Raw genomic sequence first — 23631 nt, forward strand, 5'->3', positions numbered from 1 at the left:
GTGGCTAAGGGGCGGCTACTTGCCGATTTCAGGAATACTCAAGCCTCGACAAATCTTGCGGGCCAGCACGTTGTTGCGGCTCCAAGCTCACGATAACGCCGTACCCGGCCGGCTGTCCATTCAATGCCATTCGTTCTTCTGCACCACCGGCATCTGCAGTGCCCGCTCGCGGTCGAGGTCGAGCGAGCCGACGTGCAGTGACAGCGGCGACTGCACCCACTTGTAGATCGACTGCGAGAACAGCTTGGTGAAACGGGTCGCGCACTTATCGAGCGCAGCCGGATCCATCTGCGGGAACAGTGCCTTTAGTGCGGTACCGACTTCGTCTGGAGACATTTTCTCGCCGGCATACAGATGCAGGCAGGCGTCGAGTACGGGGAAGGGCATCAGTTCGTGTTCGGCGACCTGCGCGTCGGCCAGTTCCGGACCAGGGTCGGTGGCCAGCGTAGCAGTCACGCCCTTGAATCCGAAGCGCCGTTCCAGCCGTTCGAGCATGGCAATGACCACCGTCTTGGGGACGTTGGCGATGACCGACAGCGCGCCTTCGAGATCGCCGCCGATGGTGGTGTAGCCGACGGCCTTCTCGCTCATGTCGCCGGTTTGCAGGAACAGCGCGCCGGACGAGTTGGCCCAGTTCCACATCCGCTGCCCGCGCACGCGCGCCTGGATGTTCTGGCGGGTCAGTTCAGTTACCGGCTTGCCGTCGAGCATCGCGGTGGCGGCGGCCACTTCGCGATCGGTAGCCTCGTCTATCGGGCTGGTCGTGAGCGACACGCCCAGTTCATCGGCCAGCTGTTGCGCGGCGTGCTTCGTCTCGGGCTGCGAATGGCGGCTCGGCATGTAGAACGCCGAGATGGCGGCGCCACCCGTGATCAACTGGGAGGCGCGCCACGCCACCATCAGCGTGAGCATGGAATCGCGTCCGCCCGACAGGGCGATGCCAAGCGAGGTGAACGCGCCCGTCTTCTCGTAATAACTCTTCACGCCGAGCGCAAGCGCTTCGAACAGGTCGTCGAGCGCGCGTTCGCGCGGGTCGGCGGCCGGCTTCGTGCTGGCCGGCAGAAAGAAGCTGCCGCCCTCGGGCACCGGGTAGGTCAGGGCAGAGCGGTTCGCGGTCGCGGCGGTCACGCGCACGGCCGGCACGGTCTCCCGCTGCAGCCGGAACGCCTCGCAGTCGCTGCGCCAGGTGGTGTTCTCCATGCGCAGCCGCCTCGTGCGATCGAGATCAACGACCGACGACCACCAGCCCTGTTCGAAGCGCGGTGCCTCGAATACCAATCGGCCGTTCTGGAAAATGAAGCCGCCGCCGTCGTAGATCAGCCCATCCTGGCCGCCAACCGCGTTGGCGTAGAGCAATACTGCCTGGTTGTCCGCGGCCCTGGTCGCCAGCATCTCGCGACGGGTCGAGTCGATGCCCATGCGATAGGGCGAACTCGACACATTGACCACGATTTCCGCGCCCGAATAGCAGCGCCGGCGCATGGGGCCGTCGGGCGACCACGCGTCTTCGCAAACCTCGACGGCGACCTCGCCGAAATCGAATGAGAAGAGATAGTCGCCAAGCGGCACGCCGCCGGCATCGAGCGCCAGGCCAGCGCCGCCGCGCGAGAAGGTGCGGCCCTCGTAGAACACGTTGTACGTCGGGAGCTTCTCTTTCGGGACCAGGCCGACGATCACGCCGCGATGGACGAGGGCGGCGGAGTTGAACAGTTGACCGCCCACCGACACGGCCAGGCCCAGCACGTAGACCGTGCCGTAACCGGCGGTCTCGGCGGCAAAGCGACCCAGTTCGCGGCGCTGGCCTTCCAGGAAGCCTCGCCACTGCACCAGATCTTCAGGCGGATAGCCGCCGATGGCCTGCTCCGGAAACGCGCCAATAGTGACCTCCGCCTCGCCCATGGCGCGGGCCACCTCGATCAGCCGATCCACGTTCGAGACGACCGCCCCCACCGTGGGGCTGACGCTGGCAACCGCCAGTTTGGCCAGACGCATATCTGATTCAGCTTAGCAGGGATGGGACCCTGGCCGCCGCACCGCGCGTCATAGTGAGCAACCATGGAACTCGTCAAGCAGTGGGGCCTCGGCCTGGTGGTCTTCATCCTGATGGACGCGGTGTGGCTCGGGCTGCTGGCCAACCAGTTCTACAAGCGCGAACTCGGGCCGCTGCTGCGCCAGCACCCGGATGGGAGCCTCGACCCGCGTTGGCTGCCGGCCCTGCTGCTCTATGCCTTGATTGTGCTGGGCCTGGCCCTGTTCGCCCTGCCGCGGGCGCGCGCCGGGGCCATTGGCGAGGCGGCGTTGTGGTGCGCGGTGTTCGGGGTGATCGCCTATAGCGTGTACGACCTGACCAACTACGCCACCATGGAGGCGTTTCCGCTCAAGGTCGTGGTGGTCGACATGATCTGGGGCGGCGTCATTTGCGCCGCAGCCGGCGCCGCCATGCACGCCGTGGCGCGCTCCTAGGCCACCGATTCACACCACTCAGGCCCGCTCCGAGGGGCACGGCTTGGACAGCTGCTTCTCGCCGAGCCACCGCGACGGCTTCGGCGCCTTCCGCCGCTTGAGTCCGAAGCCCTCAACGGCGTACTTCTCGAGGTGTGCCATCGCCTCGTCCACCGAGTCGGTCACCAGCATCAGGTCGAGATCACTCGGTGACACCGTGCCGGCTTCCACCATTGTGTGCACCATCGCCAGAAACGGTGCCCAATAGTCACGCCCCATCAAGATGACCGGGAACTGCAGGATCTTGCGCGTCTGGATCAGCGTGAGCGCTTCGGATAGCTCGTCGAGCGTGCCCAGACCGCCGGGGACCACCACGAAGGCGTACGAGTACTTGAGCAGCAGGACCTTGCGGACGAAGAAGTAATGGCACGTCACCCAGCAGTCCAGGTACGGATTGTGCCCTTGCTCCATGGGCAGCTTGATGTTGCAGCCGACTGACCGGCCGCCGGCCTCACGCGCCCCGCGGTTGGCCGCTTCCATCACGCCCGGGCCGCCGCCCGTCATGACCGTGAAGCCCATCCTGGCCAGGGCGCCACCGACCTCGCGGGCCAGGGCGTAATACCGGTGGTGTTCGTCGAACCGCGCTGACCCAAAGACGGTGACGCACGGCCCCACGAAATGCAGCACGCGAAACCCCTGGATGAAGTCTCGCCCCGCCCGCATCAGCAGGAGGAAATCTCTGACCCGTGAGTGGGGGCCTTCGAGCAGGACGCGATCGGGTTCAGCCATGATGAATGGTGTAGAGTTTACTTTCTATGACCCGACAGGCTCGTTTTGTCCTCGCCGGCTTGGTGTCGGCCTTGCTCGTTTCGCCCACACCCGTTCGCTCCCAGACTATCGCACCCGCGGCGGCGCAGTCGGCATCGACGACTCGTGGCAGCGTGACGGACCTGTCTGGCGGGGTCATCCCCGCCGCCGAGGTGGTTGCGCGCACCGAGGACGGGCGTTCGGTCACCGTGCACAGCGACCGCGACGGCAACTTCGACGCCGGGACGCTGGCGGTCGCTATTCGCGTCACCTCCGAAGGCTTCGAACCGGCCGATGTCGCCGTTACGGGCTCGGGGCCGGTCTTCGTCGTGCTCCGCCCGGTGAACTTTGCCGACACCGTGGTCGTGACCGCCACGCGCGGCGCCGAGCGGCTGCCGAGCGCCGCCAGCGCCACCGTGATCACCAGCGCCGAGTTGACCAACATGGCCGCCGGCTCGCTGGACGACGCGCTGCGCTTCACGCCCGGGTTCACGCTCTTTCGCCGCAGTTCGTCGCGCGTGGCCAATCCCACCACCCAGGGCGTCACGCTGCGCGGCGTCTCGGGGTCGGGCGCGAGCCGCACGCTGGTGCTCGCCGACGGCGTGCCGCTGAACGACCCGTTCGGCAGCTGGGTCTATTGGAACCGCGTGCCACAGGCGGCGGTGGACCGGGTCGAGGTCGTGCGCGGCGCTACCGGCGACCTGTACGGCGCCGGCGCGCTGGGCGGGGTGGTGCAGGTGCTGACCGTGCAGCCCAGCCGGCCGCGGGCGCGTGCCACCTTCGACGGCGGCTCCCACGACACCTTCCGCGGGTCGCTGTTTGGCGCCACCGAACGCAACGGCTGGTCGGCCACCGGCGCCTACGAAGGCGTGCGCACCGACGGCGCCTTCATTGTCGCCCCCGAAGCGCGCGGCTCGATCGACCGGAAGGCCGACAGCGACTACCAGACCGGCTTTGCGACGGCCGGCTACCGCCAGAACAACTGGCACCTGACGCTGCGCGGTGCCGGCTATACGGAAGAGCGTGGCAACGGCACGCCGGTCCAGGTGAACTCCACCGATTGGCAGCAGTTCTCGCTCGAGGGCGGCGGGTTGATGGGCGGCGGCGTGCTGCAGGCGCAGGCGGCGGCCAGCAGCCAGGATTACTACCAGACGTTCTCGTTCGTCGCCGCGAGCCGCGCCACCGAGCGCATGACCTTCGAGCAGTTCATCGATACCAGGCACGCCATGGCCAACGGCCAGTGGACGCGTCCGCTCGGCCGCGCCACGCTGATTGTCGGCGGCGACTATCACCGCACTGAGTCGGCCCAGGACGAGTTGCGGTACACGCTCGTCGGCGGCATCAACACGCCGAACGGGCCGTTCGTCTCGGGCGGCACCGAGACGCTCGGCGCCGCCTATGCGCGCGCCAGCATCACCGCCAGCGATGCCTTGACCTTCGAAGTGGGCGGCCGCGTCGACTGGTGGAATTCCGAGCCGCTCAACCCGGCCGACCCCACCAAGCAGGTGACCTTCTTCAGCCCGCGCGGTGCGCTGGCGTGGCGCCAGGGCCGCTTCCAGGTGCAGGCCTCGGCCTACCACGCCAACCGCACCCCCACCCTGAACGAACTGCACCGGCGCTTTGCGGCCGGCACGGCCATCACCAACGCCAATCCGCAGCTCGATCCGGAAACGCTGACCGGCGTCGAAGGCGGCGTATTGACGCAGTGGTCGCGCACCTCGTTCCGGGCCACTGCGTTCTTCAACAACCTTGATGGCGCGATTGCCAACGTCACGCTGACGCAGACCCCAACGTCGACCATTCGCCAGCGCCAGAACTCCGACAGCATTCGCGCCACCGGCGTCGAAATGGAATTCGATACCCGCTTTTCGACGGCGTTCAGCTTCAACGCCCAGCTCGTGCTGACGTCGAGCCACTTCCGCGGTTCGGTGGCCACGCCCGCGCTCGAAGGCAACCGGGTGCCGCAGGTGCCGGCGGTGCAGGGCGGCTTCGGGCTGACCTGGGCCGAGCCGCGGTGGTTCACGGCCGCCACCCAGTTGCGGTTCAGCGGCGAGCAGTATGACAACGACCTCAACACCGAGGAGTTCATCCTGAACCCGTACGCGGTGTGGGATGCCACGGTGAACCGCGCGATTACGCGCGGCCTCAACGCGTTTGTGGCGGTCGAGAACATTCTCGACACCGAGTTCGACACGGCCCGCACGCCGCTGCGCCAGATCGGCTGGCCGCGGACCGTGCGCATCGGCGCCCGTGTCAGCTGGCAGTAGCCACAGAAGACAGCCACAGATAAGACAGCCACAGATTAGGCACAGATTAAACACAGACTCTTTAGGACCCCAGGCCCCCAGGCCCCCAGGCCCCCAGGACCCTAGGACCCTAAGACCCCAGGAGGCGCTGATGCGTGTCGCATTCATACTGGCCGTTCTGTTCACGGCGCAAACGGCGGCGGCTCAGAAGATCGAGCGGATCAATCCGCCTGGGCTCAGTACGCCCACCACTTATTCGCACATCGTCAAGGTGGGCGACATCCTCTATATCGCGGGCCAGCTTGGCGCCGACGCGCAAGGCAAGTTGGCGGGGCCGGGGATGGTCGAGCAGCTCGAGCAGGTCCTCAAGAACCTTCAGACGGCGCTGACGTCGCAGGGCGCCGACTTCTCGCACGTCGTCAAGATCAACATCTACGCCACCGACGTGGATGCGTTCCGGGCACCGGAAGCGGCCGCGGTGCGCGCCAAGTACTTCGGCACGAATCGTCCGGCCAGCACGCTGGTGGGCGTGACCAGGCTCGCGAGCCCTGAGTACAAGGTCGAGATCGAAGCCACCGCGCACCTGCCCGGCGGCATTCGCCTGCTGAAGCAGTAGCCGCAGATTACGCAGATTAGACGCGCGCAGCCCGCGCGGCAGGCCTTCGCCCTGCGACGGGACCGAATCAGGCTCGGCACAAGAACGTCCCAGATCCTCCCGGACGCTCTTGTGTCGGGCCTGATTCGCTCCCGGTGGCCGGCCAAAGGCCGGCCTGTCGCGCGGGCTTGCAGCGCTTGCGGCGAACGCCTGTCTTCTCTGTGCCCTCTGAGTGCTCTGTGGCCAAGTTGTGTGACGCCTCACGTACAATCGAGGGGTGTCTGCCATCATCCTGTTCGACGGCGAGTGCGCGTTTTGCGAGGGCTCGGTCAAGTTCATCGCCCAGCGTGACGGCGGCTACTTCCGCTTCGGCGCATCGCAATCGCCCGAGGCCGTGGCGCTGCTGGCGTCGCACGGCACCAGCCGGGCGGCCACCCGCAGCATTGTCCTGATCGAAGACGGTCAGGTGTACTTGCGATCGACCGCGTCGCTGCGGATCGCGCAACGCCTGTCGGCGCCCTGGCGATGGGCGGCGGTGTTGCTGTGGATTCCCCGGCCGATTCGCGATGCGGCCTACGCGGTGGTGGCGGCGATCCGGATCCGCCTGGCCGGGCGCGCCAACGCCTGTGAGATCCCCCCGCCCGAAATTCGCGCCCGCCTGATCTAGTCGATGGAGGTACGATGGCCAGCAAAATGCTGAAGCCCTCGGCGCTGCTGATCCTCCTCCTGGCGGCCACCGCCGCGTGCACGTCGGCTGATTCACCGACCGCGCCCACGCCCGTGACGGCGCTGCCGCCGATCGTGGTGCCGCTCCCCACCACCGTTCCCGGCGTGCTGGGCCTGGTCATGCCCATCGATCCGTCCGACGTGGCGAGGGCCGCCTTCGGGCTCGTGCCGTTTGGCTACCACGGCGCCGATCACGCCGCCGACGGACATCCCGGTTGGGACGTGGAGTACCGAATTGGCGGACTGGTCCGCGCCGCCGCGGCCGGCACCGTCGAGAGCGTGGCTCCCGATCCGTCGGCGCCGGGCCGCAGCATCGTGCAGCTCGAACACGTGGTGGGCACACACGCCTATCGAACCACCTATACCAATCTCGCCAACGTCAGTCCCGAGATGGTGGCCGCTGCATCCGTCGGCGCCGGACAGTCGTTGGGCACCGCCGGTACTCTGTCGCAGACGGTTGGGACCACGGCCATCACCTATGCGATGACGCACTTTCAGTTGGATGACTTCGCGTACTACCCGGGGGCGATTCCCGATCCGAACGCCGTCACGCCCGAGCCGTTCCTGGCGGCCGACGCGAAGGCGTTCTTTGATCGGATTTGGAGCACGGCGGTGACGAGCGCCGAACTGCTGGAGCCGTTCGCGTCCAATCCGCGCGACCTGCGCTTTCCGGCCACGCGCGCCTGGATGCGGGTGAGCGGTGACGGTCCTGCCGGGATCCGGTTCGTGCGCACAGACGCGCGCAACCCGACCTACGAGTACGCGCTGCTGACCGAGTCGGGCATTGCCATCGAGACGGGCACAGTCGTGCTCGGCCTGACGGCCCGGCCGTTTCCGTCGATCGACCTGGTGTCGCCACTCGGCCGACGGCTGGGCAGCTACGATATCGTCTCGGACGAGATGCGGCTGTCGCTTGCCAACGCCGGCGGCAACCGGCCGACCGACCTCGGCGCGGCCAGTACCTACCGCACGCCGCGCTGAGCAGGGGAGTTAGCCGCAGAGGACACCGAGGGCACCGAGCAATACTTTGGGTGCCCGTGCTTTAAGCTACTGCCTGGACGGCTAGAGCCAGAAGCGTGAAACCGAAACGGCCGCAGCCACGCCTCGATGATGGCGGCGACTCCGCCTGGGCGCGAAGGGTCCACCGTCAACATCACGCCGTTGGGAGGCATCGGCTGCGCCATTGAAGTGCATCGGCACATGGGCGCAGGATTGCTCGAGAAGCCCTACACGCTGGCGATGTGCATCGAGTTGGCCTCCCAGGGCATCGGCTTCGAGCGCGAACGGTTGGTGCCCCTGACTTACAAGGGCATTCGTGTCGGCGAGTACCGGCCGGACCTCATTGTTGAAGGACGGGTGGTCGTCGAGGTGAAGAGCGTCCTCCACCTCGAGCCTGTCTTCACCGCGCAGATGCTGACCTACCTGCGGATCACGAACCTTCGCACAGGCCTGATACTCAACTTCAACCGCCCGGTTCTGCGCGAGGGGATCAAGCGGTTCGTGCTGTAGCCGCCCGCCCCCAAAAGAAGTGCCCCGTGACAGCGGCACTTGTATTTGAATGAATTGCCTCTGTGTCCTCTGTGTCCTCTGTGGCCCTATGGTATTCGGATCTGTGTCCTGCCGGCGCCAAGGGGCGACTGCCTCGTGTAGAAGTGCGCGTAGATCTTGCCGGCCACCAGGTCCTCCCGGTCCCGTCCTCGCAGCATCAACGTCCCCGAGCCGGTGACCTGATTCGGCACGAGCAGGTGGGCGATGATCGGGCCCGGCTTGTCGCCATCGCTGCGCTGCAGGGTTAATCCCACGACTCGATCGGTGCCGATGGCCGGGGTCGTGGCGTCGTATCGCAGTGCGCCCGTCGTGCGGTCGTAGGTGAACTTGACGGCGCTACCGCCAACCGTCGCCTCGACGCTCACCGGCAGCGGCGCGGCGCCGTTGACGAGCGGCGGCGTGCTGAACGGCGCTCGCCGCGGCTTGGTGGCCTGCTCCCAGCCATAAGCCAGTTTCAACAGGGCGGCCTCCTGGAATGCGCCGCCGAGTAGCTCCAGCCCGATCGGCAGTCCGTCAGTCGTGAAGCCCGCCGGCATCGTGATGGCGGGCAGGCCGGTGGTCGCGCTCAACTGGCAGTTCGAGCCGCTTTGCGCCTCGCCGATCATCGCCGGCTTGCGGCGGAGCGTGGGGTAGGCGAGCACATCGATGCGCTGTTCCTCGAGGGTGGCCAGCACGGCGGCGCGCAACGCCCGACGCTTCACGAAAGCCTGGCGATAGCGCTCGGTCTCCTTTCTCTCCGGGGAGTTGCGCAGGCGGAACGTGGCGTCGAGCTGATCGTGATGCAGGCCGCGCTCGATGATCTCACCGAGCGACTTGACCGGCGCATTCGGCTGCTTCGCCAGGTAAGCGGCCAGGTCGAACTTGAACTCGTCGGCAATCACGCTGCTGTCGCGCAACAGATCGTCCAGGCCCGGCACCGTGATGTCCACGACTTCGGCGCCCTGCGCTTTCATGGCGTCCAGCGCCTTGCGAACCAGGTTGCCGACTTCGTCATCTTCGGGCGCAGTTCCGAACAATCCGCGCAGCACGCCGATGCGCGCGCCCTTCAAGCCACCCGGCGTGAGCGCGTCGCGGTAGGACTTGGGGATGTGTGTGGCGCCTTCGGCGGTGATGGGGTCGGTGGGATCGGGGCCGACCGTGGCGTCGAGCATGATGGCGAGGTCGGTGACCGTCCGTGCCAGCGGCCCGGCAATATCCTGGGTCGATGACAGCGGCATCACGCCGGTGCGGCTGGACAGGCCGTGCGTGCCGCGCAAGCCCACCATGTTCTGGTTCGCGGCCGGGATGCGGATCGAGCCGCACGTGTCGCTGCCCATGCCCGCGGCGGCGAGGCTCGCGCCGATGGCCGCGCCGGTGCCGCCGCTCGAGCCGCCGGGTACGCGCATCAGGTCGTACGGGTTCCGCGTCTGGTTGGTCAGCGACGAGATGTTGGTAATCCCCGCCGCCAACTCGTGCATCGTCGTCTTGCCGAGGATCACCGCACCGGCCTCGCGCAGCTTGCGCACCTGGAAGGCGTCGGCCGCCGGCTGCATGGTGGCGAGCCCCAGGTTGCCGCCCGACGTCGGCATATCGGCGGTGTCGTAGTTGTCCTTGATCAGGACAGGGATGCCGTGGAGGGGACCGCGCGCGCCCTTCTCGGCTCGCTCGCGATCCAGCGCATCGGCGTCTTCGCGCGCGCGGGGGTTGAGCATGACGATGGTGTTCAGTCGCGGGCCCGCCTGGTCGTAGGCCTGGATGCGTGCGAGATAGGAATCCACCAACCCTCGAGCGGTGACCGTGCCGGCGGTTTGCGCGGCCTGCAGGTCGCCGATCGATTGCTCGTGGACCTCGTAGAAGTTCAGCACCGGCGCCGGCTGAGGACGCGCCGGCGGCTTGCGTTGCGCCACGGCTGTGGCGCCATGACCGGCGAGCATCAACACGGTTACGAGCAGACCGAGGCGCGGCGATCGAAAGCGGGTTTCAAAACGCATGGGCCCTATTCTAGGCTCCCTTGACACTCATGTCTCTGAATGTCAGCATCTCGCTAACGCTGGAGGGTGTGTGAAAGTTTCGAGATCCGTACGGGAAATCGGCATTGCCGCTGTCACCGCGGCGGTCGTGGCAGCAGGTTTCTGGGCGACCACGCCCGTCACCGGACAGGCCGCCCGCCCGGCGCGGATGGCCGATGGCAAGCCAAACCTGAACGGCATCTGGCAGGCCCTCAACACGGCCAACTACGACGTGCTGTCGCACAGCGCCAAGGCGGCGCTGGCGTTTCAGCCGGGCCCTGTCGTGCCCGTGCCGGCAGCGCCAGTGCTGGCGTTCGGTGCGGTCGGCGCCGTGCCGGGTGGCGTCGGCATCGTCGAAGGCGACGAGATTCCGTACCTGCCTGAAGCCGCGAAGAAGCAGAAGGAAAACCAGGAAGACTGGTTGAACCGCGATCCCGAGATCAAGTGCTACCTGCCCGGCGTACCGCGCGCCAACTACCTGCCGCATCCGTTCCAGATCCTGCACAGCGACAAGGCCATCTTCTTCGCGTACGAGTTCGCCGGTGCGGTCCGCAACATCTACCTCAAGGATCCTGGCGAGGCGCCGGTCGATTCGTGGATGGGGCAGTCGGTCGGCAAGTGGGAGGGCGACACGCTGGTCGTGACCGTGACCGGCCTGAACGACCAGACCTGGTTCGACCGCGCCGGCAACCACCACTCGGAGCAGATGAAGGTGGTCGAGCGTTACACGCCGCAGGGCCCGGACCATCTCTGGTACGAGGCCACCATTGAAGACCCGGCCACCTTCAGCCGGCCTTGGAAGATCCGCATGCCGCTCTATCGGCACATCAATCCCAACGCGCGGCTCAACCAGTTCAAGTGTGTCGAGTTTGTTGAAGAGTTGATGTACGGGAAGTTCCGGAAGACTGCGGTTCAGTAGAGGACGACATGAATTTCACGAGACGCTCAGGATTCAGGGTGCTGGCGGCAGTCGTCGTGGTGGCCGGCCTGGCCTCGCCCGCGATCGTCATGCTGCACGCACAGGCACCAGGCATCGCCAAGCCGTGGACCATGCCGCGCACCGCCGACGGCAAGCCCGACCTCCAGGGCATTTGGAGCAACGCGACGATCACGCCGCTCGAGCGTCCAAAGGAGTTCGCCGACCTCGTACTGAGCGCGGAGGAAGCGGCGCGCCTGGAGAAGGCGACCGCCGATCGCGTCGAACGGTTGAACCAGGACAGCGATCCGAACCGGCCCGCGCCTCCCCAGGGCGGCGATGGCTCGACCGGTGCCGCCGGCAACGTCGGTGGTTACAACAATTTCTGGCTCGATCCTGGGGAACGTGTCGCGGTGGTTGACGGCCAGTTCCGCAGTTCGCTGATCATCGACCCGCCCGATGGCCGCATTCCCGCGACGACGCCCGAAGCGCGGGCCCGGGCCCAGGCGCGCATGAAGAACATGGCCGGACGCGGACAGTACGATCACCCCGAGTTCCGGCCGCTCGCCGAGCGCTGCCTGCTGTCGTTCGGGCCGACCACGCCCCTGATTCCGAACTACTTCTATAACAACAACCTGCAAATCGTGCAGACCCCGGATCACGTGATGATCCTGATGGAAATGGTCCACGACGCCCGCATTGTCCGGATCGGCGGCACGCACCTGCCCAAGCACATCCGTCCGTGGCTGGGCGACTCGATTGGCCACTGGGAGGGCGATACGCTCGTGGTGGAAACGACAAATTTCCCGCTGCAGCAGCCATTTCGCGGAGCCGCCGAGAACCTCAAGGTGACCGAACGGTTCCGCCGGGTGGACGCCACGACCATCAACTACCGCTTCACGGTGGAGGACCCGACCACCTTTACCCGGCCGTTTACCGGGGAGATTCCCTTCCGGGCGACAGACGAGTTAATCTATGAATACGCGTGCCACGAAGGCAACTACGCCATGTCGAACGTGCTGAGCGGCGCGCGCAACGAAGAGAAACGCCTGGGGACCAAGAAATGAAAACGCGAACAACCTTCAGTGTGCTGTTGCTCGGTGTCGGCCTGCTGCTCGCCGGCCGATCGGTCATTGCCCATCATGCGTTTGGCGCCGAGTTCGATCCGAACGCGCCCATCCGCCTGCAGGGCAAGGTGGTGCGGCTCGAATGGGTGAACCCGCATACGTGGATTCACATTGAAACCATCAAGGACGGCAAGCCTGAAATCTGGATGATCGAGGGCGGCACACCCAACACCTTGCTGCGCCGCGGCGTGACCCGCGAGACGGTCAAGGTCGGTACCGAGATCATCGTCGACGGCTACCAGACCAAGGACCATTCGCTGAAGCGGGCGAACGGCCGCGACGTGACCTTCACCGACGGCCGCAAGTTGTTCATGGGCTCGTCGGGCACCGGCGCACCAAAAGACGGCCGCGACCCGACCGAAGCGACTAAGAAGCCCGGCGGCCGATAAAGAAAAACAGGAGACAAGGAGTTTAGGAGAAACCTAATTGGTTTCTCTTGATCTCCTGAACTCTTGTTGGTTTTACTTACGAAAACCCGATCCACCGGCCAGAGATGGCCACGGTGAACCACAGCGCGATGGACAGCGCGCCGACCAGTTGCTGGCGGCGCGCTGTGTTACGTACAGAGTCACTGAGCGTCACACGCGCGCGCACGGTCAGGGCGAATGCGATCGCGACCGGGAGCGTGGTGATCTTGATCCAGAACGCGGTGCTGTAATACAGCTTGATCGGCTCCGACAAGAACAACGGAATGCCGGTCGCGATCAGGATCGTAAGGCCCGTCAGCATCCACGGCCGCGCGTCGAGGGCGAGTTCCGCGACCGCACGCTCCTTCAACCCCAGCCCCAGCAGCCGAAGATCGACCAGCAGGATTGAGCCGCCAAGCAACGCCAGCCCCAGCAGGTGTACCGACTCGATCACTGGAAAGAGCCAGTTCGAACCCACCACCGCCTGGCCGAGCCACAGCGTTTCGCACCACTCGAAGAAAGTCAGCAGCATTCAGTGTCAGGGCGTGGGAGGTGGGACGACGCAGCCGGCCGCCCAGTTGACGAACGCCGACTGTGGCTGAATGTCACAGTCGAACCAGTTGTAGGCGATCATGCGCCCGGTCACGATGATGCCGGCCCACAGCACCAGCGAGGCCAGGCCGGCGCGGCGCGCGGCCGTCGGCGTGATCACGTCGTGATCCCATTCGTCGATCCGCTTGTAGACGCGCGTGTGGAAGTACCACACGTTCAGTCCCGCGAGGATCAGGAAGATGACTTTAGCCCGGAAGAAGATGCTCTGGTAGGTGCGCACCGGGATGGCATAGAACAACAGCACGCCGGTGACGACCATGATGATGAAGCCGGCAATCGTCCAGGGCAGCAGGCGGCCGGCGACGAGCGACACCGGCACCCGCCTCAAGGTGAGGCCGAGCAGCCGCAGGTCGAGGATGATGGCCAGCCCCACGAACAGCATCAGCGCCACCACGTGGGTCGACTCCACGAGGGGGTACATGTACATCGACTCGTGCAGCGCCGTACTGCCGGCGGTCGCGTCGAGCCACTCGGCGAACGCCAGGAGCGACACGGCTAGGGCCTCACCAGCTCAGGAGAAAACTTGCGGTGGCAATTGGTGCAGACATCGTAGATGTCGCCGCCGATGGTGAACACGGCGTCCTTGTCCTTGGCCTCAATCGCCTTGAGGGCGCGTCCGCTCTGCGTGATCAGGTCCTGGGCGTCGGCGACCCATTCTGCGGAGCCGTTCGAGCGCTGGGGCAGCATCAGCAGGTTGCCCGACTCGGCGAGCTGGATGGCGTTGGCCCGCACGCCGGCCCATTCGTCATCGGTCGCCGGAAACTTCTCGAACGTCCCCTCCACGGTCATGATCGTGCCGACCGAATCCCACAGGCCGTCGGCCGCCGGGTCGAGGACGTTCAACATCAGGTCCTTCATGTTGGCGGTGGTCTGGAACGGGGGCGGCGGGGGCGGCGCCGAGCCGGTGCAGGCCGAGGCGCCCAGCACGGCGAAGGGAAGCAGCCACGCGAATATCCGCATGGGCGGCATCTTAGCTGAGCTTGGCGGTTAAGGAAACGTGATCTCGGTTGCGGGGGGACCCGGGCGGGCCACGAACCACGGGACCGGGGCGATGGCGGGGACCCGCCGCTGGTAGGCGCGGACCCACTCCTCCGCAAACGCCTCGGCGTCGTGCCTGGCCGTGAGCGCCCAGACGCTGCCGCCGAAGCCGGCGCCGAAGCTGCTGGCGGCGTAGGCGCCGGTCTCGCGCGCCAGGTGGGCGAGCGCAATGGTTTCCGGAATCTGGTTGCCGAGCAGCGCCTCGGCGTCGTACTGCGACGCGCGCGAGAGTTCGCCGACCGTCGCGGCGTCGGCGTCGGCAAAGGCCCGGGCCGCCAGCGGGGCGCGGCGGTCCTCGTTCACGAAGTGGTGCAGGCGTTTGCGCAGGTCCTCCGGCGAGAACTCGCCGGACCCGGCGTCGATCCAGCGGTCGAACCGCGCCACCGCCTCCGGGGTCCGGGCGAGCGCGGCGGCGAGCGAGTGCGCCGGCGCCTCGGCGTGTTGGTTCCACAAGCCGACGAGCGCGCGCGCCGAGTCGGCGGCCCGGTTGTAGCGGGCCATCACCGAGCCGGCCTTGTCGGCCTGCACCCCGCTCGAGGCGATGACGAAGGTCCAGTCCGCCGGCATCGGCACGTCGCGCAGCGCGGTGACCGGCATGAATCGATACAGGCTGGCGTGGCCGAGGCGGCACGCCAGGATCGCCGTGTGGTCTTCGCTGCCACCATGGGTGCCGACGCCGGCGGCGCCGGGGAGCCCCTCGTAGTCGAGGCCGTTTTCGACGCAGCCGAGATACCACGCCAGGTGTTGCACGGTCGGGAGGTAGCGGTGCCACTCGTCGCGCTCGGCGAGCCGGGCACGGGCGATCAAGGCCGTGGCGACGCCGACGACCAGCGCACTCGAACTGCTCATCCCCGAGGCGCGCGGCAGGTCGCTGGCAATGGCGATCTCCGCGCCCAGCGCACACCCGGGGAAATTCAGGAACAGCCGCCGCGCCACGACGTGCACGTAGCGGCGCAGGCCGCGGTACTCAGGCGGGGCCGGGGCCGACGGATCGACCTCAACGATCTGCCCGTCGCGAATGTCGCCGATCCGGACGATCCCGTCGCTGCGCGACCGGGCCACCAGGGCAATGCCCCGGGGCACCGCGGCCAGAAACGAGTGGCCACCGGCATAGTCGGTGTGCCGGCCGAAGATCTCGACGCGGCCTGGCGAAAACCGGAACCACTCCGGCGGGCCCTGCAGCACGCTGCCGCCGCGCTCGTCGAGCTCACGGAACAGCGCCGCTCGCGACCGCGCCTCGCCAGCGGTCATCCCAATCTGCTCGAAGTGACGGGTGAATGCGTCGGTCACGGCCGCGGCTCCTGTCCGGCCAGCCGGGCCGACACCATTGGGATGTCGACCTGCCGCGACAGGTCCAGCACGGCGCCCCGGGCGGCGATCGCGCGAAAGATCGTGCCCATGGTGATGGCCAGAGCCACGGCCCCGGGCAACTCGTACTCGCCACGCGCCGACAGGGGCACCCGGGCGCAGGCCGCGAAGATGCGGGCGTCGAACCGCCACACGTTCATGCTGACGAGCGCATGGTGACCGGCCGCCGCCAGCTGCTGCGGCGAAGGCTTCTCGACGATGCCGCGCAACTGACCCGTGGCATCGACGTCGAGCAGGGCGAACCCCGCCACCCGCTCGGCGGGGAAGCCGCTGTCGCGGACGAGGGCCTCGCGGTCAAAGGCCGGTAGTCCCGGGCCGTCGAGCGCGACCAGTGCCCGCAGCACCTCCACCGGATACAGGTTGTCGGCGTTCAGCACCAGGAACGGATCGTCGCCGGCGAACGGCTGCCCGGCGAGCACGGCGCGCGCCGTGCCGTCGGCCACCGGCTGCACGGCCCAGGACAGGCGCACGCGCGACGGGCGTCCCGCTCCCGTGAAGTAGTCGGTGAGGGCTTCGTGCTCGGGCGCCACCACCAGGCACACGTCGTGACAGCCGGCGTCGGCCAGCGCACTGAGGAGGTGATCCAGGAACGGCCGGCCGCCCGTGCCCACCGGCACCATTCCCTTGGCGCCGCCGGCGGCCGCTGCCTGTTGCGCGGCGGTCAGCGCCACGCCGCCATCCTGTTGCATGCGGCGGCCAAGGCCTCGAGCCAGCAGCAGGGCCTTCATGCGCCCCGGTTCCCGAACCGCTCGACGTGCCGCGCGGTTGCGAAGCCTCCGGTCAGGGGCAGGATGAGGTCGGTGTTGTGCACGCGGCATCAATGTTACAGTGCGCCGCAGGAGCCCGGGCCATGAGTCTCACCCAGTTTGTCGCGACCGCCTGCGCCGCGCTGATCGCCGGCGCCCTCACGGTGTCAGCACAAGATCCCCAGCCCGCGCGGCCGGCGCCGCCCACGCCCCAGGCGCCATCGGCCGATCCCTACGCCAACAACCCCAACGCGGGCTCGTCAAAGTTTCCGCTGGCCGCGCCCGCCGGCAAAGACAGTGGGGCAACGACGACGGCGCCGCCGGGGGCCGCCAACCAGGGGGCGTTCGATCCCGCGACCTGGAAGTTCGGCCCCGCGTTTGCCGTACCGGCCGGCGCCAAGGTGTGGAACCCGGCCAGGCTGAAGCTGACGCAAGGCGGGAAGGTCACCGGCGGCACGGTGTTCGGCGCCACCGACCCGTCCACCTATTGCGCCATGGCCAATGCCGGCTACGACTTCATCTGGACCGAGATGCAGCACGGGCAAACCGACTGGCAGGCGGTCGCGCGGATGTGGCGCACGTGCCCGCATGCCAAGGCGGTGCCCGGCGCGCGCGTCGCGTATACCGACGAGCGCGAGATTCAGCACGCGCTCGATGCCGGCGCGCTCGTCGTCGTCGTGCCCACGATCGACACCGTCGCCGAGGCGATTCAGGCGCGCGACTGGACCTACTTTCCGCCGCTCGGCCGCCGCAGCAATGGTGGGGGCCAGGCGTTCGATGCCGCCATGTGGGGAGGCGTGCCCGGCGGCTATCGCAATACCGCCAACGACAACATCGTCTTGATCCTGATGATAGAAACGCTCGAGGGCGTGAAGAACGCGGCCGAGATTGCGAAGGTCCCTGGCGTCAGCGCGATTTTCGCGGCCAGCGGCGACCTCGCGAACTTCACCGGGTACCGGCAGGGGACGCCCGACTACGAGCGCACCATCAATATCGTGCACGATGCCGCGATCAACGCCGGAATCCGGCTCTGTGGTCCCTTCGCGTGGCGCGATCGACCGGACTTCACCTGCTTCCAGGCGGGCAGCGAAACGGCGGCCATTGCGAGAGGCGTGGCCGCGGAACTTGGACCGCTTGCCAACACTCAAGGCCAGCCGGACGCGGGGCCGTTTGCCCCGCGTCCGAAGCCTCAGTAACTACGGTCGAACTACGAGATGTTCTTGCGGCGGTTGGTGCCGCCTTCGCCCGTGGTCCGCGTATCGTCGTCGCGGTCTTCGTCCATCTCGTCGTCGTCCTGCAGATCCGCGGTGTCGCTCGTACGGCCAGCCGAGCCACCCTGACTCTGCTGCGAATCGCGATCCTCCGAAGTACGGCTCTGACGGGTCTGTTCGTCTTGCCGGTTGTCCTGCTGACGACCCTGATCAGGTCCCTGCTGGTCTTTGTTGCGGTTGTTGTTTTCCATGTGAAAAGCCTCCTGCCCGGGTATCAGCAAAAGGGGTGCCCGTTGAAACTGTGCAGAAGCGGTGAGCTGTGTGAGGTTGTCACGCCATCGCCACGGCTGAGAGCGCTTGCACTCGTTTACTATTGGTCGGCTTCGACCGCGCTCCAAGCGACGGTGCAAAGCCGGGGAGAATCTGAGCATGGTGGGACGAACTGTGGTGACCGCGATGTTGTTGATGGCCGTGGCCGGATGCTCGCGACCGCCTGATCGCGCAACGGCGGCCTTGCCCACTGCGCCGTCCACACAGGCGGCCGCCACCACCGATCGCACGCCGATGGGCGTGGGCGGCGTGTCGGGACCGATGGACGTGCTCTTTCCGAGCCGCGGCGACTCGTTCGAGTTCCGCAACCAACTCGAGACCAAGTACCAGACCGGCCTCAGCCGCGCAGCGTCGGAGACATTTGTCGACCGCGAAGGCGAAGTGGTGTGGGTGCAGGAGTACATGCGGTACCGGGTCAACGGCTGCGACCATGCCGGCGCGAGCCAGCGCGTGTTCGCGCAGATTGACGGCAACCCTCCCGCCGCGATCTGCGCTGCGAACGCCGGCGGCCTGGTGGTCTTCCCGCCTCGCAGCGAGGCACTGGCGTTCCGCCAGGACCTGGAGTTGAAGTACCAGCAGATGAGCCGGGGCGCGTCCGCGTCGTTCGTCGACGCGGAAGGGGGCGTGGTCTGGACGCAGGAATACATTCGATACCGCACCAACGCGTGCGACCACCAGACCTCGGTGCAGAAGGTCTTTTCCCAGATCGATGGCAACGGCGTGTCGGCCACCTGCTATGTTGCCCCGGCCTGTGCATACGGGTTCAATCCGGCGTTCCGCGAAGTGGGGCTGGCGTCCGGGTCCAACTGGGCCGACGTGCACGCCACCTCGCCCGGCTGCACCTGGACGGCGACCAGCAACGCGCCGTGGCTCACGCTCACGGCACCGGCGACTGGTACCGCCGCGGGCACGCTGTACTACTCCTTCACCCACAACCCGGGCGGGCATCGAACGGGAATCATCCGCCTGAACTTTCCCGGCGGCTCGGCGACCCACCATGTGGAGCAGTCAGGTGCGGGCTTTACGCTGAGCGTGCAGATGTTCGATCCGTTCCGCTCGACCGCGGCGACGACCACCTGCCAGATTCGGTCGACCGGTGGCGCCAATACCTGCAATCTGGTGGCGACCACCAACCTGCCGAACGCCATCGAGCGGTACACCTGGACTGCGACTTATGTCTACGGCACCACGACCAGGACCGTGACGCAAACGAGCACGAGCAATACCCTGGCGATCACCGACACCTGTGGTCAGTCGGGTTCGAGCGCCGAGGGGACATCGACCGACCTGCTGGTCGAGGTGACGGCCCAGGACGTGACCGGCAATCGCCAGTCACTGTCGATCGGTCCCGGGCAGCTGCGGATGGCGTTCTTCAGCTGTGGCGCGTAGGCGCCCGGGCCGCCAAAAGACTTGGTCCCACCCCTCGCGCCGGGTGTAGTATCTCCAGCGTGAGGGCCCACGCATGTCACAAACGCATGGATTGAATCGACGCTCGTTTCTCCGCAACGCCAGTCTGACCGCTCTCGCCGGGGTGACCGCCGGCAGCAGCCACCCGCTGATGGCCGCGGCCGCGGGGACCGCCTTCCAGGTGCCCGCCGGCGGCAAGTTCGACTTCGACACCGTTTACAACCGGTTCGGCACAACCTCCTCCAAGTTCGACCGGCCGAATCGGCAATTCGGCAAGGGCAGTGTCGATATCGGCATGGGCATCGCTGACATCGATTTCAAGGCGGCGCCGTGCATCACCGACGCCCTCAACGCCCGCATGAAGCATGAGAATTGGGGCTACCTCGACATGGACGAGGCGACCCCGGCCATGACGGCGGCGGTGGCCACGTGGAACAAGGCGCACTACGGCATCGACATCGACCCTGCCACCATCGTGTTGTCGAACGGCGTGCATCCCGCGCTGATCGCGGCCCTGATCACGTTTTCGCCCAAGGGCAGCAAGGTGCTGCTGCAGACGCCGACCTACAACGGCTTCTATTCCGACCTGACCGCTTCGCAGACCAAGGCCGAGGACGTGCCGCTCAAGTTCGTGAACGGCCAGTTCGCCATGGACTTCGAGGAGTTCGAGCGCCGGATCAGCATCGATACCCATTCGTTCATCCTGTGTAACCCGCAGAACCCCACCGGCAACTGCTGGTCGGCGGAAGACCTCACGCGCATTGGCGAAATTTGCCTGAGACACCGCGTGGTGCTGTTGGCCGACGAGATCCACTGCGACTGGGTCAGCAAGGGCCAGAAATACACCCCGTTTGCGAGCTTGCCGAACAAGGCCATCGTCAACAACAGCCTCACGTTCAAGGCCGCGAGCAAGTCATTCGGCCTCGCCGCGCACAAGGTGGCGTGGTTCTACTCGACCAACCCCGACCTGCTGGCGCGGGTCAAGGTCAACCACCGCGCCGACCTCAACACCATGGGCATGGTCGCCAACGAAGCCGCCATCACCCAGGGCGACGAGTGGCTGCGCCAGGCGAACGAGTACGTGACCGGCACCCACGACCTGGTCGTCAACTACATCCACGACAAGATCCCGATGCTCAAGACCCACCGTGCGCAGGGCACGTACCTGGCGTGGCTGGACGTCACGGCCGTCGCCGAGAAGATCAACTCGAAGCAGCTGGCGGCCGACTACAACAAGAACAAGCCCGCGAACATGCCGTCGCTGACGCCCGAGCAGATGGTCGAGCGGTTCTTCATCAAGCACGCCAAGGTGCAGTTGAACCAGGGCGCCGGCTACGGCACGGGCGGCGCCAACCATATGCGCATGAACATCGGCACGTCGCGCAAGCTGGTCGAGACAGCGCTCGCCAACATTGCCAACGCCTGCAAGAACGCGGGCACGGCGACGAACATCCTCTGACCGTCGCGGGTCGGCGGCGTCGAGACGAGGGCCCTTCGGGGCCCTTTTCTTTTGGGCCGCAAGTAAACTGTCCGGATGGCTGTCAGTGCCGACGCGCTGAAGGGGCGGACGCGCCGCGTCAGGAAAAACTTGCGGAAGGGCCTTTCGCTGGCGTGGGCCGCGTCGCCGAGCGCGTTGGTTCGTTACAGCATACTGGGAATGGTGTCGGCCGCCATGACCCCGGTCGCGGTCTACCTGGGCGCCGTGCTGGTCAACCGCATTGCCGAGGCCCGGGCCCAGTCGCTGCAGTGGACGGACCTGCTGCCGATCGTTGCGGGTCTCTGGGTCTCGACCGGCGTGCAACGGGCGATCGGCGCGTACATGGGCTACGGCCGCAACCTGTTCGTGCGCCGCGTGCAACTTGAAGCCGAGCAGCGCCTGCTCGAACAGGCCTCGAAGGTGGACCTGGGCCACTTCGACAACTCCGACTGGCACGATCGGCTGGCGCGGGCGAAGCGCGACGTGTCGTGGCGGCCCGGCGACCTGACGTGGTCGGTGCTGAGCCTCTCCGGCAACATCATCACCATCGTGCTGATGGCCGGCCTGTTGGCGAGTCTCCACTACATCCTGGTCGTGCTCGCCCTGGTGGCCGCGCTGTTGTCGCTGGCTCTCGAACGCCGCGTCACCGCCCGGCTCTACGAGTTCTACTACAAGGAGACGCCCGAAGAGCGGGAGCGGGAGTACCTGGGCGACCTGCTGGTGCAGCCGAGGAACACCAAGGAGATCCGGGCCTACGTCCTGGCCGACTACCTGCTGGAGCGCCATCGTGAGCGGTCCGAGGAACTGTACCGGCTGCGCGAACAGATGTACCGATCGGGCACCCGAGTCTCCATGTGGACGGGCCTCGTGACGGGCACCGCGCTGGCGCTGGCGTACCTGTTCGTGGCCCGGCAGGGCGTGGCGGGCAGCATCGATCCGGGCGGGGTGGTGCTCGTGATCGGCGCGTTCACGGCCGTGTCCAGCACGCTCGGACTGATCTCCAGCACGTTCGTCTCGGTCGATCAGCACACGACCTTTCTCGAGGACTATTTTTCCTTCCTGTCGATCGATCCGCTCGTCCCGGTGCCGTCGCCGGCGCGGCCGGTGCCGGCCTCGCTCGCGGCCGGCATCGAGTTCGACCAGGTGACGTTCACCTATCCGGGCGGAACCGAACCGGCGCTGGCCGGCCTGAACCTGCACATCCGCAGCGGCGAGCTGATCGCGCTGGTTGGCGAGAACGGCGCCGGCAAAAGCACACTGGTCAAGCTGCTGTTGCGGTTCTACGACGTGGACGAGGGCGCGGTCCGGGTCGGCGGCGCCGACCTGCGCGAGCTGAACCCCGGCGAACTGCGCAACCGCATTGGCGTGTTGTTCCAGGACTATGCCAGCTACGAGCTGACGGTGCGCGAGAACGTGGTGATGGGACGTCCGGATGGTTCGGTTGATGACGCCCGCGTGTTGAACGCCTTGAAAGACTCGCGCAGTGAGTGGCTGGTGAAGAAGATGCCGAATGGCCTCGACTCGAAGGTCGGCCGGTTGTTCGAGGGCGGCCACGACCTGTCGGGAGGCGAGTGGCAGCGGCTGGCGCTGGCGCGGATCATGTATCGCAATGCCGACATCTGGATCCTCGACGAGCCCACTTCGTCCCTGGATCCGGAAGCCGAGGCCGCGATCTTCGCGGAACTGAAGACCATGCTCAAGGGGCGGATCGGCATCGTCATCTCGCACCGGTTCTCGACCGTGCGGATTGCCGATCGGATCGCGGTGATCGCCGACGGAAAGGTCAGCGAGCTGGGCTCGCACGAAGAACTGCTCGGAGCGGGCGGGCGATATGCCGAGCTGTTCGAATTGCTGGCCGCGGGCTATCGATAGCCCGCGGCCCGAGGGTATCTAGCTGCGCACGTTGCTGCCGCCGTACGACCCGTAGTCCTTCTCGAGCTCGGCCGCGTGGGCGGCGTCGCGGGCGCGCGTGCCGATCACGATGCCGCCTTCGCTGAGACCGCGCTCGTATTCACGCGCGCGCTCTTCGGGAATGCCCGCGCCGACCAGCGCGCCGATCAGCCCGCCGGTGGCCGCGCCCGCGCCGGCGCCCGCGAGGGCCGCGGCAATCGGACCCGCTACCACCAGCCCGAGGCCGGGAATGACGATCGACGTGCCCACCGCGAAGAGCGCCGCGATGGCCGCGCCGACGCCGCCGCCGATTGCGCCGCCGACGCCCATGCCCTCGGCGGCCTTCGTGCCGCCGTCGAGCTCGGTGCCGGGCTTCGCGTCACCGAAGTGCCGCTTGCGCGTCTCGTCGGTCATCAGCACGTTGATGTCGTCCGACTTGTAGCCGTGACGCGTGGTGAGGTCCTGGTAAGCGCGGCTGGCCGACTCGGGCGTGGAGTAGAGTCCGGTGACGTAGCCGCCGGCCTGTGAATTGGCGCGTCCGCTGCCGCTCGCGCTGCGCGCGGCGTCTGTTTCACCCATGACGCTGTTGGTGGCCTGGCGGGCGCGGCCGTCCGCGTTCTCGCGCTCGCCCTCGCGTTCGAGGCTACGGTTGCCGGTCATGGCGCCGGTGGCGTCTTTCACCGCGCCCTTGGCGCGCTGTCCGAGTGCCGAGACTTCTTCGCCAAACGTGCCGTCGCTGTTTCGTGGTTC

22 protein-coding genes and 1 pseudogene are annotated in these 23631 nt (G+C 67.0%); 13 read left to right on the forward strand and 10 right to left on the reverse strand.

Features of this window, described 5'->3' with window-relative positions; genetic code table 11:
• Positions 1–120 precede the first annotated feature (120 nt).
• Entirely contained in the window at positions 121–1992 is a 1872-nt protein-coding gene (nadE, locus tag Q8T13_16240; GenBank protein ID MDP3719313.1) for an NAD(+) synthase, read from the reverse strand.
• Between the two features lie 63 nt (positions 1993–2055).
• Between nadE and Q8T13_16245 the strand changes: the two genes are divergently transcribed.
• Entirely contained in the window at positions 2056–2463 is a 408-nt protein-coding gene (locus Q8T13_16245; protein MDP3719314.1) for a DUF2177 family protein, read from the forward strand.
• An 18-nt stretch (positions 2464–2481) separates the two neighbouring features.
• Here the strand turns inward: Q8T13_16245 and Q8T13_16250 are convergent, their stop codons facing one another.
• Positions 2482–3231, reverse strand: a complete 750-nt coding sequence (locus Q8T13_16250; protein ID MDP3719315.1) for a TIGR00730 family Rossman fold protein — start codon at positions 3229–3231, stop codon at positions 2482–2484.
• Positions 3232–3257: 26 nt separating this feature from the next.
• Between Q8T13_16250 and Q8T13_16255 the strand changes: the two genes are divergently transcribed.
• From Q8T13_16255 to Q8T13_16275, 5 genes are all read left to right on the forward strand, one after another.
• Positions 3258–5516 (forward strand): TonB-dependent receptor, encoded by a 2259-nt coding sequence (locus Q8T13_16255; protein MDP3719316.1) that lies wholly within the window; start codon positions 3258–3260, stop codon positions 5514–5516.
• A gap of 130 nt (positions 5517–5646) precedes the next feature.
• Positions 5647–6111, forward strand: coding sequence for a RidA family protein (locus Q8T13_16260; protein ID MDP3719317.1), 465 nt, complete (start codon positions 5647–5649; stop codon positions 6109–6111).
• 256 nt (positions 6112–6367) lie between these two features.
• Positions 6368–6757: a DCC1-like thiol-disulfide oxidoreductase family protein gene (locus tag Q8T13_16265; protein ID MDP3719318.1), complete on the forward strand. Its 390-nt coding sequence runs from the start codon at positions 6368–6370 to the stop codon at positions 6755–6757.
• A 26-nt stretch (positions 6758–6783) separates the two neighbouring features.
• Positions 6784–7797 (forward strand): M23 family metallopeptidase, encoded by a 1014-nt coding sequence (locus Q8T13_16270; GenBank protein ID MDP3719319.1) that lies wholly within the window; start codon positions 6784–6786, stop codon positions 7795–7797.
• A gap of 126 nt (positions 7798–7923) precedes the next feature.
• A complete protein-coding gene (locus Q8T13_16275; protein MDP3719320.1) occupies positions 7924–8325 on the forward strand; it encodes a GxxExxY protein in 402 nt (133 codons plus the stop codon).
• A gap of 86 nt (positions 8326–8411) precedes the next feature.
• On the opposite strand, the gene Q8T13_16280 is transcribed toward Q8T13_16275, so the two are convergent.
• On the reverse strand, positions 8412–10334 hold the full coding sequence (locus Q8T13_16280; GenBank protein MDP3719321.1) for an amidase family protein: 1923 nt from the start codon (positions 10332–10334) through the stop codon (positions 8412–8414).
• 70 nt (positions 10335–10404) lie between these two features.
• Between Q8T13_16280 and Q8T13_16285 the strand changes: the two genes are divergently transcribed.
• The 3 genes from Q8T13_16285 to Q8T13_16295 are packed head-to-tail and all read left to right on the forward strand — an operon-like array spanning position 10405 to position 12784.
• A complete protein-coding gene (locus Q8T13_16285) occupies positions 10405–11271 on the forward strand; it encodes a hypothetical protein (protein MDP3719322.1) in 867 nt (288 codons plus the stop codon).
• An 8-nt stretch (positions 11272–11279) separates the two neighbouring features.
• Complete coding sequence (locus Q8T13_16290; protein ID MDP3719323.1) at positions 11280–12335, forward strand: hypothetical protein; 1056 nt, start codon at positions 11280–11282, stop codon at positions 12333–12335.
• Entirely contained in the window at positions 12332–12784 is a 453-nt protein-coding gene (locus tag Q8T13_16295; GenBank protein ID MDP3719324.1) for a DUF6152 family protein, read from the forward strand. Before Q8T13_16290 ends, Q8T13_16295 begins: the two co-directional genes overlap by 4 nt.
• Positions 12785–12860: 76 nt before the next feature.
• On the opposite strand, the gene Q8T13_16300 is transcribed toward Q8T13_16295, so the two are convergent.
• The 5 genes from Q8T13_16300 to Q8T13_16320 are packed head-to-tail and all read right to left on the reverse strand — an operon-like array spanning position 12861 to position 16548.
• Positions 12861–13334 (reverse strand): hypothetical protein, encoded by a 474-nt coding sequence (locus Q8T13_16300; protein MDP3719325.1) that lies wholly within the window; start codon positions 13332–13334, stop codon positions 12861–12863.
• 6 nt (positions 13335–13340) lie between these two features.
• A complete protein-coding gene (locus Q8T13_16305; GenBank protein MDP3719326.1) occupies positions 13341–13907 on the reverse strand; it encodes a hypothetical protein in 567 nt (188 codons plus the stop codon).
• A 2-nt stretch (positions 13908–13909) separates the two neighbouring features.
• Complete coding sequence (locus tag Q8T13_16310; GenBank protein MDP3719327.1) at positions 13910–14374, reverse strand: hypothetical protein; 465 nt, start codon at positions 14372–14374, stop codon at positions 13910–13912.
• A 27-nt stretch (positions 14375–14401) separates the two neighbouring features.
• A complete protein-coding gene (locus tag Q8T13_16315) occupies positions 14402–15742 on the reverse strand; it encodes a galactokinase family protein (GenBank protein ID MDP3719328.1) in 1341 nt (446 codons plus the stop codon).
• Entirely contained in the window at positions 15739–16548 is an 810-nt protein-coding gene (locus Q8T13_16320) for a sugar phosphate nucleotidyltransferase (protein MDP3719329.1), read from the reverse strand. Before Q8T13_16320 ends, Q8T13_16315 begins: the two co-directional genes overlap by 4 nt.
• Positions 16549–16670: 122 nt before the next feature.
• Between Q8T13_16320 and Q8T13_16325 the strand changes: the two genes are divergently transcribed.
• Positions 16671–17762, forward strand: a complete 1092-nt coding sequence (locus Q8T13_16325; GenBank protein MDP3719330.1) for an aldolase/citrate lyase family protein — start codon at positions 16671–16673, stop codon at positions 17760–17762.
• A gap of 11 nt (positions 17763–17773) precedes the next feature.
• Here the strand turns inward: Q8T13_16325 and Q8T13_16330 are convergent, their stop codons facing one another.
• Positions 17774–18028, reverse strand: coding sequence for a hypothetical protein (locus Q8T13_16330; protein MDP3719331.1), 255 nt, complete (start codon positions 18026–18028; stop codon positions 17774–17776).
• 178 nt (positions 18029–18206) lie between these two features.
• Here Q8T13_16330 and Q8T13_16335 point away from each other — a divergent pair, with 178 nt between their 5' ends.
• The 3 genes from Q8T13_16335 to Q8T13_16345 all read left to right on the forward strand — a co-directional run bounded on the left by Q8T13_16335 (position 18207) and on the right by Q8T13_16345 (position 22863).
• On the forward strand, positions 18207–19496 hold the full coding sequence (locus Q8T13_16335; GenBank protein MDP3719332.1) for a hypothetical protein: 1290 nt from the start codon (positions 18207–18209) through the stop codon (positions 19494–19496).
• A 73-nt stretch (positions 19497–19569) separates the two neighbouring features.
• Complete coding sequence (locus Q8T13_16340; GenBank protein ID MDP3719333.1) at positions 19570–20973, forward strand: aminotransferase class I/II-fold pyridoxal phosphate-dependent enzyme; 1404 nt, start codon at positions 19570–19572, stop codon at positions 20971–20973.
• A gap of 75 nt (positions 20974–21048) precedes the next feature.
• Positions 21049–22863 carry an ABC transporter ATP-binding protein gene (locus Q8T13_16345; GenBank protein MDP3719334.1) on the forward strand — a complete coding sequence of 605 codons (1815 nt, stop codon included), beginning with the start codon at positions 21049–21051 and terminating at the stop codon, positions 22861–22863.
• 18 nt (positions 22864–22881) lie between these two features.
• On the opposite strand, the pseudogene Q8T13_16350 reads toward Q8T13_16345, so the two are convergent.
• Positions 22882–23391, reverse strand: a pseudogene (locus Q8T13_16350) (general stress protein).
• Positions 23392–23631 lie beyond the last annotated feature (240 nt).

It is taken from the genome of Acidobacteriota bacterium (genome assembly GCA_030697165.1).
GTDB lineage: Bacteria > Acidobacteriota > Vicinamibacteria > Vicinamibacterales > UBA2999 > 12-FULL-67-14b.

What these genes read in the sequence shown, in the direction of transcription:
- Q8T13_16290 (MDP3719323.1), top strand. Translation starts at nt 11,280, where the DNA reads ATGAATTTCACGAGACGCTCAGGATTCAGGGTGCTGGCGGCAGTCGTC.
- Q8T13_16340 (MDP3719333.1), top strand. Translation starts at nt 19,570, where the DNA reads ATGTCACAAACGCATGGATTGAATCGACGCTCGTTTCTCCGCAACGCC.
- Q8T13_16330 (MDP3719331.1), bottom strand. Translation starts at nt 18,028, where the DNA reads ATGGAAAACAACAACCGCAACAAAGACCAGCAGGGACCTGATCAGGGT.
- Q8T13_16255 (MDP3719316.1), top strand. Translation starts at nt 3,258, where the DNA reads ATGACCCGACAGGCTCGTTTTGTCCTCGCCGGCTTGGTGTCGGCCTTG.
- Q8T13_16270 (MDP3719319.1), top strand. Translation starts at nt 6,784, where the DNA reads ATGCTGAAGCCCTCGGCGCTGCTGATCCTCCTCCTGGCGGCCACCGCC.
- Q8T13_16245 (MDP3719314.1), top strand. Translation starts at nt 2,056, where the DNA reads ATGGAACTCGTCAAGCAGTGGGGCCTCGGCCTGGTGGTCTTCATCCTG.
- Q8T13_16335 (MDP3719332.1), top strand. Translation starts at nt 18,207, where the DNA reads ATGGTGGGACGAACTGTGGTGACCGCGATGTTGTTGATGGCCGTGGCC.
- Q8T13_16300 (MDP3719325.1), bottom strand. Translation starts at nt 13,334, where the DNA reads ATGCTGCTGACTTTCTTCGAGTGGTGCGAAACGCTGTGGCTCGGCCAG.
- Q8T13_16310 (MDP3719327.1), bottom strand. Translation starts at nt 14,374, where the DNA reads ATGCGGATATTCGCGTGGCTGCTTCCCTTCGCCGTGCTGGGCGCCTCG.
- Q8T13_16250 (MDP3719315.1), bottom strand. Translation starts at nt 3,231, where the DNA reads ATGGCTGAACCCGATCGCGTCCTGCTCGAAGGCCCCCACTCACGGGTC.
- Q8T13_16325 (MDP3719330.1), top strand. Translation starts at nt 16,671, where the DNA reads ATGAGTCTCACCCAGTTTGTCGCGACCGCCTGCGCCGCGCTGATCGCC.
- Q8T13_16320 (MDP3719329.1), bottom strand. Translation starts at nt 16,548, where the DNA reads ATGAAGGCCCTGCTGCTGGCTCGAGGCCTTGGCCGCCGCATGCAACAG.
- Q8T13_16280 (MDP3719321.1), bottom strand. Translation starts at nt 10,334, where the DNA reads ATGCGTTTTGAAACCCGCTTTCGATCGCCGCGCCTCGGTCTGCTCGTA.
- Q8T13_16275 (MDP3719320.1), top strand. Translation starts at nt 7,924, where the DNA reads ATGATGGCGGCGACTCCGCCTGGGCGCGAAGGGTCCACCGTCAACATC.
- nadE (MDP3719313.1), bottom strand. Translation starts at nt 1,992, where the DNA reads ATGCGTCTGGCCAAACTGGCGGTTGCCAGCGTCAGCCCCACGGTGGGG.
- Q8T13_16295 (MDP3719324.1), top strand. Translation starts at nt 12,332, where the DNA reads ATGAAAACGCGAACAACCTTCAGTGTGCTGTTGCTCGGTGTCGGCCTG.
- Q8T13_16260 (MDP3719317.1), top strand. Translation starts at nt 5,647, where the DNA reads ATGCGTGTCGCATTCATACTGGCCGTTCTGTTCACGGCGCAAACGGCG.
- Q8T13_16345 (MDP3719334.1), top strand. Translation starts at nt 21,049, where the DNA reads ATGGCTGTCAGTGCCGACGCGCTGAAGGGGCGGACGCGCCGCGTCAGG.